The organism is Streptomyces sp. NPDC004647 (assembly GCF_040609575.1).
In the GTDB taxonomy this organism is placed as follows: domain Bacteria; phylum Actinomycetota; class Actinomycetes; order Streptomycetales; family Streptomycetaceae; genus Streptomyces.
This window is the reverse complement of record NZ_JBEXKU010000008.1, coordinates 44,647-58,883: the sequence shown is the minus strand read 5'-3', so window position 1 is coordinate 58,883 and position 14,237 is coordinate 44,647. Positions and strand designations below refer to the sequence as shown.

The window sequence follows — 14,237 nt, the reverse complement described above, 5'->3', positions numbered from 1 at the left end:
GTTACGCGCCCCTGACCAACGCTGACCGCGGCTGCCCGGCCTGAGAGGGCCGGGCAGCCCCATGCCTCTTGGAGACCAACCCCCTTGCCCCGCGCCATATCCCTGCTCTGCGGAGCAGGCGGAGACGCCCGCGGCCTGCTGGAAGCCGGATTCGAACCGATCCTCGGCATCAACCACTGGCAGACCGCCATCGACACCTTCGAGCTCAACCACCCCAGCGCCAAGGCGCGTTGCGCCGACGTCCGCAACTACCCCATGAAGTGGCTGCCGAAGGCCCTGATCCTGTGGGCCAGCGTCATCTGTACCGAGATCAGCCCCGCCGGCGGGCGCAAGCGCCAGGCCGACCCCACCCAAGACGCCTTGTTCGAGGAAGAAGAGCAGTGGCGGGAGCTGCCCCAGGAAGCCTTCGAGCAGACTCGCGCCACCGCCTGGTGCGTGCTGCGCGCCGCTGAGGCCAAGCGGTACCCGGCCATCGTGGTGGAGAACGTCACCGAGTTCATCACCGACTGGATCTTGTTCCCGGAGTGGATCAGGGCCATGCGGAAGCTGGGATACCGCGTCCAGATCGTCTCGGTCTCCTCGGCGCACATCGGCTCGGAGACCAACGCGTACGCGCCCCAGTGGCGCGACAGGATTTATGTGGTTTTCACCCTGAGCGGGGTACGTCGTCCGGACCTCAGCCCGCGTCCGCTCGCGTACTGCGTCGAGTGCGGCCGGGACGTGCGAGCCCGCCAGAGCTGGCGCAACGACAAGGTCCGTGTCGGCAAGTACCAGCAGCAGTACGACTACCGGTGCCCCAACAACCGGTGCGGGCACGCGCTGGTGGAGCCGTACGTCCGCCCCGCCGCTGACGTGATCATGTGGGACGACATCGGCCAGCGCATCGGCGACCGTGCCCGGCCGCTGGTGCCGAACACGATGAAGCGGATCGCGTCCGGGCTGGAGAAGTTCCCGTACGCGCCCAGCGTCATCACCCTCACCCACGGCAAGGACGGCACCGACCGGGCGTTCGCCCCGCACGAAAGGCCGCTGCCGACCCGCACCGCGAAGCTGGGCGAAGCCCTGCTGGTGCCGGTCGGCGGGTCGTGGAACGACACCCCGACGTCGGTCGGCGCACCCATGCGCACCCGCATGACCCGCGAGAGCGAAGCCCTGGTCACGGTCGACCCGGCCCCGTTCATCGTGGAGTTCCGCAACAACTGCGACGCCGCGCCGGTGGACAACCCGCTCAGCACCCTGAGCACCGCCCGCCACCACGGCCTCGTCGTGCCCGACGGCGTGGCACGCGACCGGGCCCGCAACACCCTGGTCATCCCGTACCGCAAGAGCGCGCCGAAGACCGCGGCCCAGCCCCTGCACACCCTCGCCACCCGTGACTCGGCCGCCGTCGTGCGCAGCGCCCCGGCCATCGAGGACTGCTACTTCCGCATGCTCCAGCCCCGCGAGCAGTTGAGCGCGCAGAGGTTCCCCGAGACGTACCAGGTCGTCGGCTCCAAGGCCGCCCAGACCATGCAGGCCGGAAACGCCGTGAGCGTCAACGTCGCCCGCTGGCTGGGCGAACGCCTCAAGCCCGTTCTGGCCTGACCCCACCGAGAAGAAAGGAATCAGCACCATGACCCCCGCATCAGCGGATCACCTGGCCATCGTCAAACAGCAGCGTGAGGACCTGCACGCTCAATACAGGCGGATCGAGAAGGCGCACGCCCTGGCCGTCCTCGATCACCTGGCCGCCTACCTGCGCGACGCCTGCCCGGAGGCCGTCTACGTCACCTTCGCCTACTACGGCAACACCCGGACGCTGGACCTGAACGGGGTGCTCGGCGCCCAACCCAGCCCCCTGGGCGCGTGCCCCTGGCTGTGGGACGGCAGCGACGAGGCGCACCCGCTGGCCGAGATAGGCGAGGACATCGAACTCGACCTGGCGTCGGCCCTGGCCCCCTATGACTCCCCGGCCTGGGCCTGCGTCAGCCGGAACTCCGCCAGCGACGGCAACAGCTGGCTGCTGGAGCTTCCGCCGCCCGACCGCGCCGCGCGCATCGCGGAGCTTGTGCGCGGATACCACCCGGAGGCGACCGCACTCGTGGTGGACGGGCCCAGCGCCGGCGGACGCGTCCTCGAGGTCGTCGAGGGCGTCACCGAAGACGGCTCCGAAGCCCAGACCCGCCGACGCTGGTCGCGCGAGTGCGACCACGCCATCACCCGGCTCGTCGCCCAGATCTTCGCGCTGCCCGAGCTCGCGGACCGGCATCTCGTGCCGACCTACGGTCTCTACGCCTCCGGGGACGGCAGGGGCTCCAGTGACCTGGTGCGCCTGCTGCCGCTGCCGCCGACTGCGTAGCCGCAGCCCACCAGAGAGCACCTGATGAGCGGCACCGAGTGGGTCAACGAAGCGCCATGCGTGGGCGACCCGCGATTCACGATCCGACCGACATGGCCCGCGTTCGCGAGCGAACTGCCCCAGCTGCTGCTGCGGGTGTGCCAGAGCTGCCCGTTCCGTTCGGAGTGCATCGAACTCGTCCTGCCGCGCCAGACCCGGTTCGACGGGGTCTGCGGTGGCCGTCTGTTCGTCAACGGCCAGATCTACGCGACCTGCCAGAGCGCAGACCCCGACGAACTCACCGAACACGGCACGTACATCGCCCACGGCACGGAGGCCGGAGCCCGCGCCCACAACCGGCGCGGCGAATCCGCCTGCGCGTGGTGCCGGGAAGCCGGGCGGATCGCCCAGGCCCAGCGGCGCGCGAAGAAGCGTGCCGAGCGCCCCGACCATCCCAACCCACCTCAAGGAGAATGATGTTCACGATCAGAGCGGACGCGCTGTCCGCCATCCTCGACAAGGTCGCCCCGCACCGCCCGTCCGGGCCGGACATGGAGCACCTGGACATGGTGCTTCTCGACTGCAACCGCGGCTGGCTGCACGCCGTCGCGGGCGGAGACCGGACGCTCGCGGTCGCCCGCACGACCGTCGCCGGTTCGCACTGGACCGCACCCCTTGCCTTCGGAGACGCCTCCGCCCTGCGCGGCTGGCTGGAGTCCTCCGACCACGTCCTGGTGGAGCACGTCCTGGAGGACGGCCGACAGCTGCTGCGCTTCTCCGAAGGTTCGGCTCAGACGACGGTGCCGGTCGCCACGTACATGGCCGATCTGCCGTGGCGCACCCTGTTGCGCGCGGAGGCCGGGCCCCCGTCTTACGAGCGTGGTCCCGTCCGGCTCAGCGCCGAAGACCTCGCGCTGTGGGAGCACGTCGGCGAGGAGGTCGAGGTGCGGCACGCCGCCCGGCGGGCGGCGCTCGTCATCACGGCGGGCCCGGACTTCATCGGATTGCAGATGCCGCGCCCCGGCCACCGCAGCGTGAACGCACTGGACGGGTGGTCCACCTCGGTTCGCTCGCAGCACTTCCTGTACGAGGGGATGCCCTATGAAGTCGGGGCCCTCTACATGGACGTACTAGGGACGGTGTGGCGGGTGGTGGCGCGGCCTGCCCCCGGCGAAGAGCCCGTGGTCGTCAGCGCGGATCGATCCGGCGTGGTGCTGCCGCTGGCCGCCGTGCTCAAGGTCGGGGGACGTCTGATGCCCCTGGCGGTGTGATCACCTCGGCCTCAAGATAGGAGACATTCATGAAATCGAGTGAGTTGTTGTGGGTGTCGCCGCCCGGCCCCCAGGCCGCCACAGATCCCGAAGACGACCCGGGCGTGGGCCTGATCCCTCTCCCGGCCGCGTGGCGCGCCCCGCGGCATCACCCCGCACCACACGCCACCCCAACCTGCCCTTCCTGTACATGAATCGAGAGGAATCCCCCGTGAACAAGGCTCAGCTCGTCGAAGCCGTCGCCGCGCAAACCGGCGGCCGCGCCAAGGCGGCAACCGCCGTGGACGCCGTACTCGACGCCATCGTCCGCGCCGTCGTCGCCGGAGACACCGTCTCGGTCACCGGCTTCGGCAGCATCTCGGCCCGCGACGTCCCGGCCCGCTTCGCCCGCAACCCGCAGACCGGCGACCGGGTGAAGGTGCCCGCCACCCGCGCCCTGCGCTTCCGCCCCGGCGCGAAGTTCAAGGACCTTGTGGCCCGACGCGAACCGCTCCCCGCCTCCGGCAACAGCATCCAGAAGGCCCCCAAGACCCCCCGCCCATAACCCCGTACGACGGCGTGCCGCCCCGGCCTCGGGCCGGGGCGGCCCTGCCCCGAAGGAACTCTGATGAACGACCCTGTCGGAACCGAGATAGCAGCCACCGCGACGTGGCTGGAGGAGCACGCGGCACCCGGCGCGGCCACCGTCCTGCGCCGCGTCGCCCGTCAACGTGACCAAGCGCGAAGGGATCTGGCAGCCGAACGCGCCCGCCCCGCAGCAGCGCCCGCCGCGCCTCAACAACCCCAGGAGACCCGGCAGAGCGCGGATGACCACCCCAGCGTGCCGCCCGCCCCCGAGGCCGCCCGCGTCATCGCGATGCTGCGCACGGACCTGGCCCGCTTCCAGGCACTGGCCGAACGCGCGGGCTGGGTACCCGACGGCGGCAGCAAACGGCTGTGGCGCTGGCGCGAAGGCTGGTGGGAACTGGGCCACCGCAAGAAGAACCCGAAGGACGGCTACCACGACACGGGCTGGTACCTGTGGGGTCCCGACGGCAGCTTCGGCGAGTGGATCGCGCCCCACAAGGCGGACGCGATGACCGACGCCGACCGGCTCATCACCAAGCACCTCGCCGCCACGGCGGAGGTGAAGCCGTGACCGGCCAGCTCGAACTGATCACCGCCCGCGACGCGCACGGCCCGGACCCGTCGCCCGACCTTGCTGCCGCCGACCGAATCGTATTCAGTAGCAGCGGAGGCAAGGACAGCCAGGCGGCGCTCGACGAGACGGTGCGCCAGGCCGACGAGGCCGGCGTGCGCGACCGCATCGTGGTGCTCCACTGCGACCTGGGCGTCACGCCCCGCGGGCACACCGTGGAGTGGCCGGGCACCCTCGACCTCGCCCGGAAGCAGGCCGAGCACTACGGGCTGCCCTTCGAGGTACGGCGCGCGGCCCGGTGGGCCTCCCTCATCCACCGCATCCGCGCCCGGGGCCGGTTCCCCAACCTGTTCAACCGCTACTGCACCGGCCTGAAGCGAGATGTGTCGCGGACGTTCATCACCGAGCAGGTCAAGGCGCTGGGCATCACCGGCCGACCGGCGCGGATCGTGCTGATCCTGGGCCTGCGGGCCGAGGAGTCGCGGGCCCGCGCGGGCAAACCCGCCGTGGAGATCGACCGGCGCGCGAGCAGCGGACGCCGCACCGTCACCCTCTGGTACCCGGTGCTGCGCTGGAGCACCGCCGAGGTCTGGCAGCGCATCCGCGAAAGCGGCGTCCCCTACCACTGGGCGTACGACCAGGGCATGTCCCGCCTCTCATGCAGCCTGTGCGTCCTCGCCTCGATTCCCGATCTGACCCGCGCCGCGAGCCTGCGCCCCGAACTGGCCCAGGAATACGCGGACCTGGAAGAGGAGTTGGGCGAGCCTTTCCGCCGTGAGCTGCCGATGGCCGAGGTCATCCGGCGGGCCGGGACGGCGGCATGACGGCCCTGCTCCAGAGCGCGCCCGTGACCCTGCCCAGCGTCCAGAGCGCGGGGGAGTGGCAGCCGCGCGTCATCGGCCTGGACCTCTCGTTGACCTCCACAGGCATCGCGGGCACGGACTGGGCGCGGGCGGCTCGCCCTGGCAGGCGGCGCAGCCATGAGCGGATGGACTGGCTGTGCGGGCACGTCGCTGTCGGCGTGGACGGCGCGGATCTGGTGGTGGTCGAGGGCGCGGCCTACGCCCAGGGCGGCCAGGCCGGTCATCACGAACTGGCGGGACTGTGGTGGCTGGTGACCCAGTACCTGTGGCGGCACCGCGTCCCGTACGCCGTGGCCAACCCCCATCACCGCACGATCTACGCCACCGGCCGCGCGAATCCGGCACAGGACTTCCCGCGCAAGGAGCGGTCGCGGGTCGCCAAGGGCATGGTGCGCAGCGTGGCTGTCGAGCGGTACGGCGTCGAGTGCGAAGGGCCCGGCCGCTACGACCAGGCGGACGCCACAGTCCTCGCACAGATGGGGCTCGACTGGCTCGGCTACCCCACAGTCCCGGTGCCGGACACCCACCGGCGCGCGCTGGAGGCAGTGCGCTGGCCGGAGTTGATACCGGTAGCCGCGAAATAGGGAATTGAATTCCCGGAATCAATTCGAATTAAAAGGGGGTGAACCTTGAATTTGCGGTGTTTGCGATTAAGATATAAGTAACAAGTTCGGAAATGCCGGACGGAACGGAGGAGGAAATGAACGGCTGCCCGTGCGAGTGCAGCGGCGGCGGCTTCTGCGGCGGCTGCGGTCACGCCGGATGCCGCCGCTAAGCACCAGCAAGCACCAGGTCACACCCCGCGCCCCCGGCCCACCGCCGGGGCGCACCCATACGCGCAAGCGTCCTCTTGGAGAACACCACATGACCCACAGTCGAGGAATTCAAACCCTCTCCGAACAGATCGGCGTAGAGCCCGACCACGTCGCTCACGCCCTCCGCCTCGCCTCACGCACCTTCGCCGCCATACAGACCACCCACTTCCGGGACATGACCGCAGACCAGTTCCGACGCCTCATCGGCAGCGACCGCCACGCCGTCGCCATCGTCGCCAACCTCGCTATGCGCCATGCCAAGCGCATCGAGGACGCCCAGATCCTCATGAGCGTCTACAAAGCCAGCTCGGGCATCGCTCCCCACCGCCCGGTCATCCGCGAGGGCGTCGGCACACTGCCCGAGTACCGCGACCACGCCTACGTGCGGCAGGCCATCCACATCCTTCAAGCCGCCGACCTGCCGCCCATCCACACCGACGGCACCCACGAACTCAGCCCCGGTTTCCAGGTCATGCCCGGCTGCGACGACCTCCCCGGCTGGCTCTTCATCGCACCCGACCCGGACTGCGAGGACCGCCCTGGCTTCGCCGGCGGCCGACTCGGCTACCTCGCCGTCATGCGCTGGGCCGGATGGGGCGTCATCACCGAACCCCTCGCCGACGGCCTGTGGGCCGTCTGCCACCCCGACTACCGGAACAATCCCTTCCCCTCCTGATCACGCCGAACGAGAAAGGCCACCACCCATGCAAATCCCGGTAGACGACACGACACTCACCGCTTGGGCATCCCTCCTCGGCATGACCAGCCAGCAGACCGCCGACACCATCACCCAGATCGAAGAGAAGCTGCGCCTGGGCTACGCCTTCCGGCCCGATGCGGTGCGACACCTCAGCTTCGAAGAACTCATGGCCGACATGGGCGCGGACGAGTTCGCCCTGATGTTCCTGGAAACCGGCCTGCGCTGCACCGGACACCCTGACGCAGCCGCCTCCGTCCTTGCCCGCGCAATGAGCGCCGCAGGCCACACCACCACCGGCTGACCCCAACACCGCACCCCTTTCGCCGCCCCGGCCGCGCTCTGCGCACCGGGGCGGCGCCATGCGCGCAGACAGGAGACCCATGTCCGACGACGAACTGTTCGTCCCCCGAGCGGCCACCCCCGCCGCGCGGCCGGTCCCGGCCTGGGCCAAAACGGGCCCGCCCAAGTCCAAGGCCGCCGTACGAACCGCGCCCAAGGTCGCCGCGCGGAAGTACCTCGCACCCTCCGATCCGCACGAGCACGCCCGCAAGATCGCCGAGAACGTCATCGACGCCTGGTACCAGAACTTCGGCGGCAGCAGCATCGACATACCGCTTGGCACCGTCGGCGCCCTCGCGCTCCTGCGCCAACCGAAGGAGATAGGCACCGGCCTGGCGGACTGGATACTCAACCTCCGGCCTGACGAACTCCCGCAGTTCTTCAAGGAGATCTACCTCGGCCACTGGATCAAGCGCCCCGACCTGATCAACCGCGCCCTGCGCCTGCACGACTGGGCCTGGAACCCCGATCCCGACACGCAGCAGCTCCGCGCCGTCCACGCCGTCACTAACCGGGCTATCAACACGGGCCTGTTGGACCTCACCGGCCACGACGACCCGTACTGGCGCTCCGAGTCCGACGTCCTCAGCCCGTTGCTGACCGGCCTGCGGCACAAGAGCGACAAGAAGTGGCGCGGTGAGTACCACACGCCGGCGTGCGTGACCGACCTGATGGCCCGGATCCTCGTGGACAAGGACTTCGCCGGACCGAACATGGCCATCCGCGAACCCGCCGTCGGCTCGGGGACCATGTTCCGCTCCGTCGCCCAGCGCCTGCGCGACCTCCAGCTCAACCCGCACGACTACACCTGGTACGGCAACGACATCGACTCGCTCGCCGCAGCCTGCGCCGCCGTCAACACGATCATCTGGGACCTCGGCCCGCGCGCCCTCATCGGCTGCGCCGACTCCCTCGCCCCCGAAGACGACTACGCCAAGACCGTCGAAGAAGCCAAGGACGCTTTCGCGCAGCGCGACCGCTACGTGGACACCGCGAGCGCCATCGCCGCCTCCCGACGCGCCTTCCGGCTCATCGACCAGCTCATGCCCGACAAGAAAGACGTCCCCGCATGACCGAAGAACACGACCTCGCACGCCCCCGCGCCACCCCCGCCCCACGCACTCGCAGACCATCATTCGCCGCTCCTGACGAGACAGCCACCGCGCACCCACTCGACCAACTCGCCCCAGATCTGAAAGCGCCCTGGATCAAGGAGGACACCGACACCCCCGAGCGCACCACCCACTACACCCACCCCGAAGGCCACCGCATCGGCCTGCGAGTGCAGCCCGGCGACCTGATCATTCAGACCTGGATCACCGCAGGCCCCGAACTGCCGCCGCTTCCCGCCGGCACCGCCGAGGAGAAGGCCGCAGCCCAGGCAGCCAACGACGCCCGCGTACAGCCCGGACGCACCTGGCACGCCACCGTCCCGACCCGGCCCGCCGACGACCTCCCGGCAGCCCTCGCCACTGTCCTGCGCGACCAGTTGCTCCCCGCTCTCACCAACAAGCCCAGGCACGTGACCACCGCCACGACCGAGCCGAAGCCCGAGCCGAAGCCCGAGCCGAAGCCCGAAGCCAAGACACCTCCGGCCAAGAAGCGCCGCGCCACCACGAACAAGGGAACCCAGAAGTGACCACATCGCAGAAGCTCACGATCCAAAACCCCGGCGGCCTCGCCGAACTCCTGCCGTTCCTCCTCGGCCTGTATCCCGATGACAGTATCGTCCTCCACAGCGTCACCGGTCCCAACATCGTCGACGGGCCGACCATGACGGCACCTATCCCCGACGACCCCGCCACCTGGCAGGAGACGGCCGAGACATTCGCCTGCCACTTCCTCAACACCGTCCAGGACCGCGGAATCAGGCCCGAGAAAGTCATCATCTACCTCTGCCGCGAACCTCGTCCCGGCCAAGCCGCCGAGGACACCGCCGAGGAGCTGCGCTCCCTGGCCAACTGGATCACCGACACCTGCATCGGGCATGGGGTGCCCGTCCTCGAATCCCTCGGCATCACCGCAGGTCGCTGGTGGGCCTACCAGTGCATCACTCCCGGTTGCTGCTTCGGCGTACCGCTCCCGCCGCTCGACGCACCCCATAGCGTCACCGCCGAGCTGATCCGGAAGGGCTACTCACCCGGCCGCCGCTCCAGCGAGATCGCAGCCGAGTTCCATCCTCTCGAAACCAATGCCGCCCCGCTCCAGTGGCAGGCGTTCGAAGACGAAGGCGTCAGCCTCCAGGCGCAGAACACCACACCCACAGGGAAGCGCACCGCGCACGAGTTCACCGGCAGGCTCCTTGCGACCGCCATGCAGGATTTCCGGGAAGGAGCCACCGAACTCGCCGACGACATCACTGCCCGGCTCATTCTCGGCCTGCAAGACAGCCACGCCCGAGACCAGGCGGTCGAGTACTGCGAAGACGACGACCTTCCCCATGCGCGACGACTGTGGGCCTACCTCGCCCGACGCTGCGTCTCGCCACACACCGACAAAGCCGTCCCGCTCCTCACCCTCCTGGCATGGGTCGCCTGGCGCCAGAACGACACCGTGACCGCCCGCGTTGCCCTCCGACACGCGCTGACCACCAACCCCCGCTACACCCTGGCCGGTCTTCTCCACGACGGCATCAATGGCGGCGCGGGCCCACTCGGGTTGCTGGCCATAGCGCGCGACCAGCGAGCCGAACGCCTCTCCGAGGCACACCGCGAACAGCGCACCGACTCACACTGACCACCTCGGTGGCCCCGGCATCACCGGGGCCACTGCGGCCCGAGAGGCCAGAGCATGACCACCGCCAGCAGTTCCGTTACGTGGCTGCGCCCCGAGTACGAGGGACGCGAGGACGAACTGATCAACCTCGCCGAGGGCGCCCACCTCGCCGGCGTCAGCCGCAGCGCCGTCAGCAACTGGGCATCCGGCCACTCCAACTTCCCCTGCCTCGTGCTCTTGACGGGCATTGACAAGAAGCGCAACAAGTTCGTCGTACGTGAGGAGTTCATCGACTTCGCTCGCGCTGAGCGGGCCAAGCCTCGCAAGCCACCGGCCGACTACAAGCCCCGCCGACGCTCCATCGAGATCCGCGCCGACGAGGTCGAGCACTACACCCAGCAGGTCGTAAGGCTTACCGAGTTGGTCCCTCGGCACTCCGTACCCTCGCCGCTGCGCGGGGCCGGCTCCGCGCAGCGAAGCAGCGACTCCGCAAAGCCCGCCAGCAGGTGAACGGCGAACTCGCCGCGGCCCGCAAAGTCAAGCGCACCACAGCACAGCAACAGAAAGACCAGCCATGAGCACCCCGCCCAACCCACCCATGCCCAACCCCCGCCAGGCCAATGGCTTCCTCGTCACTGTCAGCCTCCCGTCGACGCTCATCGCGTCCCGCTTCCGCCGAGGCGACGTCTTCGCACTCCCAGAGAACCCGAACGCGCACTTGACGATCGAGACCATTGCGCCCCATCCCGAGCTCGGCTCACGGCTGATCATCACCCCCAACGACAAGACGGTCCCGTTTACGCTGCACGTCGACGAGCCCGTACAGCCCGTGCGCATGCCACGCACCATCCAGGTGACGTGCCAGCTGTGCGACACGGCCACTACTACAGACCTCGATCTCGTCGCCCACGGAGAACCAAAGACCTGGGTCTGCAACCGGCACTAGCCACCGATCGACACCTGGGACTGCCGACATCACAGCGTCCGCCCCGGGCATATCGGGAAAGGACACACTGACCATGACCGACAACGTCGGACGGAGACGTGACGCGGTCGCCTATGACGAGACGGCTGACCTGCGATAAGGCCGTGCGGCTCCACCCTCGGGCGAAGAGGGTGGAGCCCTTTTCGTCGGTAAGACATTCCGCGGCTGCCCTCTTCGAATCTTGCTGTGGCAGGCGCATCGACCCGCCGCGATTCCTGAGACCCGTCTCGCGAGGAGCGCGGGGCAGGGACGCGCGGCCACTGGGTGGCCCCGCAGCGGCCGGAAGGACAGGTAGATGCTCGATGGGCCTCGTGTGGCGTGAGATGTGATCGCGAATAGATGGCCGTCGGGGCCCCGGATTTGACCGAGCGAGTGCGCCGGGCCATGGGTCGTAGAACCCAATCAGCTGCGGTCGGCGTCTTCCCTTCGTGTCCATCGAGGGGGTACCCGCCGCTACCCTCCGCTTGTCAGCCAGTTGTGTGAGGGCGTGAGCATGGTGCAGCAGACATGGAGCAGCGATCGCAGACTGACCGCGATCAGCAGAGCAAGCCTCTCTGTCCCCGCGCGACAGGCCATGGTTGACAAGCAGGTACTCCCCGGGCGCACCGTCCTTGACTACGGCTGCGGCCGTGGGGGCGACGTACGTACGCTCCAACAACTGGATTGCCAAGCAGTCGGCTGGGACCCGTTCTACCAAGCCGACACGAAGCTGGAGCCAGCGGACGTCGTGCTCCTCACCTACGTCCTCAACGTCATCGAAGACCTACAGGAGCGACGCAAGACCCTGAAGAAGGCGTGGGACCTAGCTGGAACAGTCCTCGTCGCCTCAGCACGACTGACGTGGGAGAAGTCAAAGGTCAGAGGAGAGGCATTCGGCGATGGCCTGCTCACCAGCCGGCAGACGTTCCAACACCTCTTCGGGGCCAGTGAGCTACGGGCCTACGTCGAGGAAGTAACCGGAGTACGGACAGTCTCCGCCGCACCAGGGGTTGTCTATGCCTTCAAGGATGAGAGAGCACGGCTCAGTTACCTTGCCCGACGGATCGTTCCCGATGCGGAGTGGCTCGCATCCGAGGACACGACCTCAGCGATCGCAGCCGTCGTCGACTACGCCGAACGTCGCGGGCGGCTGCCTCGCATGGAAGAAGTCCCCCAGCCAATGGCCGAGTTGCTCGGCCACCTGCGCCCCAACGAGGTCCGTCGACTCGTACGGGACTCCGCCGACTCCAGCAAAGTCGAAGAAGGCGAGAGGCTAACCACGCTCAACACCTTGCTCTTTCTCGCCGTCGAGCTCTTCAACGGCCGCGGCCCCTTCAGCAGCCTCCCGCTCAGCGTCCAACTCGACGTCCGCGCCTTCTTCTCCTCCTACAAGGAAGCCTGCCAGCGATCCGACCGGCTGCTGCTCAAGCTGCGCGACGATACGTACATCCGCGGAGCCATGAACGCCTCCGCAGTTGGAAAACTGACCCAAACCGCTCTGTACGTCCACCAGCGAGCACTCGACCGCATGCCCACAGTGCTGCGCCTCTACGAGCACTGCGCATCCATCGCCGCCGGCCGCCCACAAGAATGGACCCTGGCCAAGCTCCGCCACCAAGGCCGGGCGGTGAGCTGGCTGGACTACCCGGACTTCGACACCGACCCACATCCAAGGACGCTGTCCTCGTACCAAGTGGACTTGAAAACGCTGGAGACGTCCTTCACCTCGTACGCCGAATCCCTGAACAGGCCTCTACTCCATCGCAAGCACGAGTTCCTGGCCGCGGATGATCATGACGTCGAGCGGTACAAGCGACTCACGGCCGCAGAGATGAAGGCGGGACTGTACGAGCGCCCTCACCTCATCGGCACAGAGAACGGCTGGGAGGCAGAGCTCATCCGCTGCGGTCGGGCCCTTCGCGGACATCGACTAGTGCGCCGTACGGCAGGATGAGCGATCAGGCAGAGTCGGGCTGCATCCACGCGATCAGGTCCGCCAGTTCCTCAACATCAAGGTCAGCTGCTTGGCTCGGGAACCAGGACAGGCGGAGCCCATTCTCCGCCGCATCCTCGGGCAGCCCCATGGCGGTGAGCACGTGACTCGGGGTGTACGAGGCGCTCGTGCACGCAGAGCCCGTCGCGACGGCTACGTGGTGCTTCAACCGGACAATGAGCGCCTCGGCGTCCACACCGTCGAAGGACAGGTTAAGGATGTGCGGGACGGTGTGATCTTGGTCCCCATTGATCCGGAATCGGGTCTTCGCGAGCGAATCCAAGAGCCGGGAGCGGAGCTCCGCCGCGCTCCTGCTCCACTGCCTGTGCTCCTTCTGGAAGATCTTCGCCGCCTCAGACAGGCCCATGATCAGCGGCACCGGCAGTGTTCCCGGGCGCAGTTTCCGCTCCTGACCGCCACCAAACATGATCGGCTGCAGTGGCAGCCTGTCCCAGCGTCGGCGCCGGGTGACCAGCATCCCGACACCCTTCGGAGCGCCAATCTTGTGACCGCTGACGCTGATCATGTCGATCGGCGCGGTCAGATCCTCAGGTACTTTCCCGTACCCCTGCGCGGCATCCACATGCAGGTACGTCGGGGTCTCACGTAGATGCCCAGCGAGCTCGGCCACAGGCTGGACCACACCCGTCTCGTTGTTCACGTGCATCAGAGAAACGAGGAGCGTGTCCGGACGCAGCCGCTCCATCACTGCTTCGACGGAGACCCTGCCTGACGAGCCAGGCTTGATGAAGTCGACTTCGAAACCGCGAGACTGCAGGTGCTCCAGGGGCTCGATCACTGCCTTGTGCTCGATCGCCGAGGTAATGATGTGACGCCGACCACTCTGCTCGCCATGGGGAGCAAGGCCGAGCAACGCGATGTTGTTGCTCTCAGTAGCCCCACTGGTGAAGATCAACTCGTCCGATTCGGCGCCGACAGTGCCTGCGAGGTACTCGCGCGCCTGCTGCACCGCTCGCTTCGCGCGGGTCCCGTACTCGTGTGTCCGGGAGCCGGCGTTCCCGAAGTCCTCGGTCATCCAGTGCATCACCACATCGGCCACACGCGGGTCCACACGTGTCGTAGCCGCAGCATCGAGATACGTCACCACTAGCCCCACCACAC

Annotated in this window: 16 protein-coding genes and 1 pseudogene; 16 read left to right on the top strand and 1 reads right to left on the bottom strand. The window is 68.3% G+C overall.

All coding sequences use genetic code 11. The features are described from left to right. Window positions 1-84: 84 nt before the first annotated feature. From ABZW18_RS05500 to ABZW18_RS05425, 16 genes and pseudogenes are all read left to right on the top strand, one after another. Complete coding sequence (locus ABZW18_RS05500) at window positions 85-1,584, top strand: DNA cytosine methyltransferase (protein WP_356182448.1); 1,500 nt, start codon at window positions 85-87, stop codon at window positions 1,582-1,584. 28 nt (window positions 1,585-1,612) lie between these two features. Next, on the top strand, window positions 1,613-2,338 hold the full coding sequence (locus ABZW18_RS05495; RefSeq protein ID WP_356182446.1) for a hypothetical protein: 726 nt from the start codon (window positions 1,613-1,615) through the stop codon (window positions 2,336-2,338). A 24-nt stretch (window positions 2,339-2,362) separates the two neighbouring features. After that, the gene (locus ABZW18_RS05490) at window positions 2,363-2,794 is read left to right on the top strand and encodes a hypothetical protein (protein WP_356182444.1); all 432 of its coding nucleotides are present in this window, start codon (window positions 2,363-2,365) and stop codon (window positions 2,792-2,794) included. After that, complete coding sequence (locus tag ABZW18_RS05485; protein ID WP_356182442.1) at window positions 2,794-3,588, top strand: hypothetical protein; 795 nt, start codon at window positions 2,794-2,796, stop codon at window positions 3,586-3,588. Before ABZW18_RS05490 ends, ABZW18_RS05485 begins: the two co-directional genes overlap by 1 nt. A 211-nt stretch (window positions 3,589-3,799) precedes the next feature. After that, window positions 3,800-4,117 (top strand): annotated as a pseudogene (locus tag ABZW18_RS05480) (HU family DNA-binding protein); the annotation flags it as partial. 78 nt (window positions 4,118-4,195) lie between these two features. Then, complete coding sequence (locus ABZW18_RS05475) at window positions 4,196-4,726, top strand: hypothetical protein (protein WP_356182439.1); 531 nt, start codon at window positions 4,196-4,198, stop codon at window positions 4,724-4,726. Continuing rightward, window positions 4,723-5,550 carry a phosphoadenosine phosphosulfate reductase family protein gene (locus tag ABZW18_RS05470; RefSeq protein WP_356182436.1) on the top strand — a complete coding sequence of 276 codons (828 nt, stop codon included), beginning with the start codon at window positions 4,723-4,725 and terminating at the stop codon, window positions 5,548-5,550. Before ABZW18_RS05475 ends, ABZW18_RS05470 begins: the two co-directional genes overlap by 4 nt. Next, window positions 5,547-6,173, top strand: a complete 627-nt coding sequence (locus ABZW18_RS05465; RefSeq protein ID WP_356182433.1) for a hypothetical protein — start codon at window positions 5,547-5,549, stop codon at window positions 6,171-6,173. The genes ABZW18_RS05470 and ABZW18_RS05465 overlap by 4 nt, the downstream gene beginning before the upstream one ends. Before the next feature lie 280 nt (window positions 6,174-6,453). Continuing rightward, a complete protein-coding gene (locus tag ABZW18_RS05460; RefSeq protein WP_356182430.1) occupies window positions 6,454-7,080 on the top strand; it encodes a hypothetical protein in 627 nt (208 codons plus the stop codon). Between the two features lie 28 nt (window positions 7,081-7,108). Then, window positions 7,109-7,405 (top strand): hypothetical protein, encoded by a 297-nt coding sequence (locus ABZW18_RS05455; RefSeq protein WP_356182427.1) that lies wholly within the window; start codon window positions 7,109-7,111, stop codon window positions 7,403-7,405. A 79-nt stretch (window positions 7,406-7,484) separates the two neighbouring features. Next, a complete protein-coding gene (locus ABZW18_RS05450) occupies window positions 7,485-8,516 on the top strand; it encodes an N-6 DNA methylase (RefSeq protein ID WP_356182424.1) in 1,032 nt (343 codons plus the stop codon). Continuing rightward, window positions 8,513-9,082 carry a hypothetical protein gene (locus ABZW18_RS05445; RefSeq protein ID WP_356182422.1) on the top strand — a complete coding sequence of 190 codons (570 nt, stop codon included), beginning with the start codon at window positions 8,513-8,515 and terminating at the stop codon, window positions 9,080-9,082. The genes ABZW18_RS05450 and ABZW18_RS05445 overlap by 4 nt, the downstream gene beginning before the upstream one ends. Next, window positions 9,079-10,179 carry a DUF4192 domain-containing protein gene (locus ABZW18_RS05440; protein ID WP_356182419.1) on the top strand — a complete coding sequence of 367 codons (1,101 nt, stop codon included), beginning with the start codon at window positions 9,079-9,081 and terminating at the stop codon, window positions 10,177-10,179. The genes ABZW18_RS05445 and ABZW18_RS05440 overlap by 4 nt, the downstream gene beginning before the upstream one ends. Before the next feature lie 54 nt (window positions 10,180-10,233). Next, window positions 10,234-10,668, top strand: a complete 435-nt coding sequence (locus ABZW18_RS05435; protein ID WP_356182416.1) for a hypothetical protein — start codon at window positions 10,234-10,236, stop codon at window positions 10,666-10,668. A gap of 64 nt (window positions 10,669-10,732) precedes the next feature. Beyond that, on the top strand, window positions 10,733-11,104 hold the full coding sequence (locus tag ABZW18_RS05430; protein ID WP_356182413.1) for a hypothetical protein: 372 nt from the start codon (window positions 10,733-10,735) through the stop codon (window positions 11,102-11,104). Window positions 11,105-11,636: 532 nt separating this feature from the next. Beyond that, entirely contained in the window at window positions 11,637-13,076 is a 1,440-nt protein-coding gene (locus ABZW18_RS05425) for a DNA phosphorothioation-associated putative methyltransferase (protein ID WP_356182410.1), read from the top strand. A gap of 4 nt (window positions 13,077-13,080) precedes the next feature. Here ABZW18_RS05425 and dndA read toward each other — a convergent pair whose 3' ends face one another. After that, entirely contained in the window at window positions 13,081-14,232 is a 1,152-nt protein-coding gene (gene dndA / locus ABZW18_RS05420; protein WP_356182633.1) for a cysteine desulfurase DndA, read from the bottom strand. Between the last annotated feature and the right edge of the window lie 5 nt (window positions 14,233-14,237).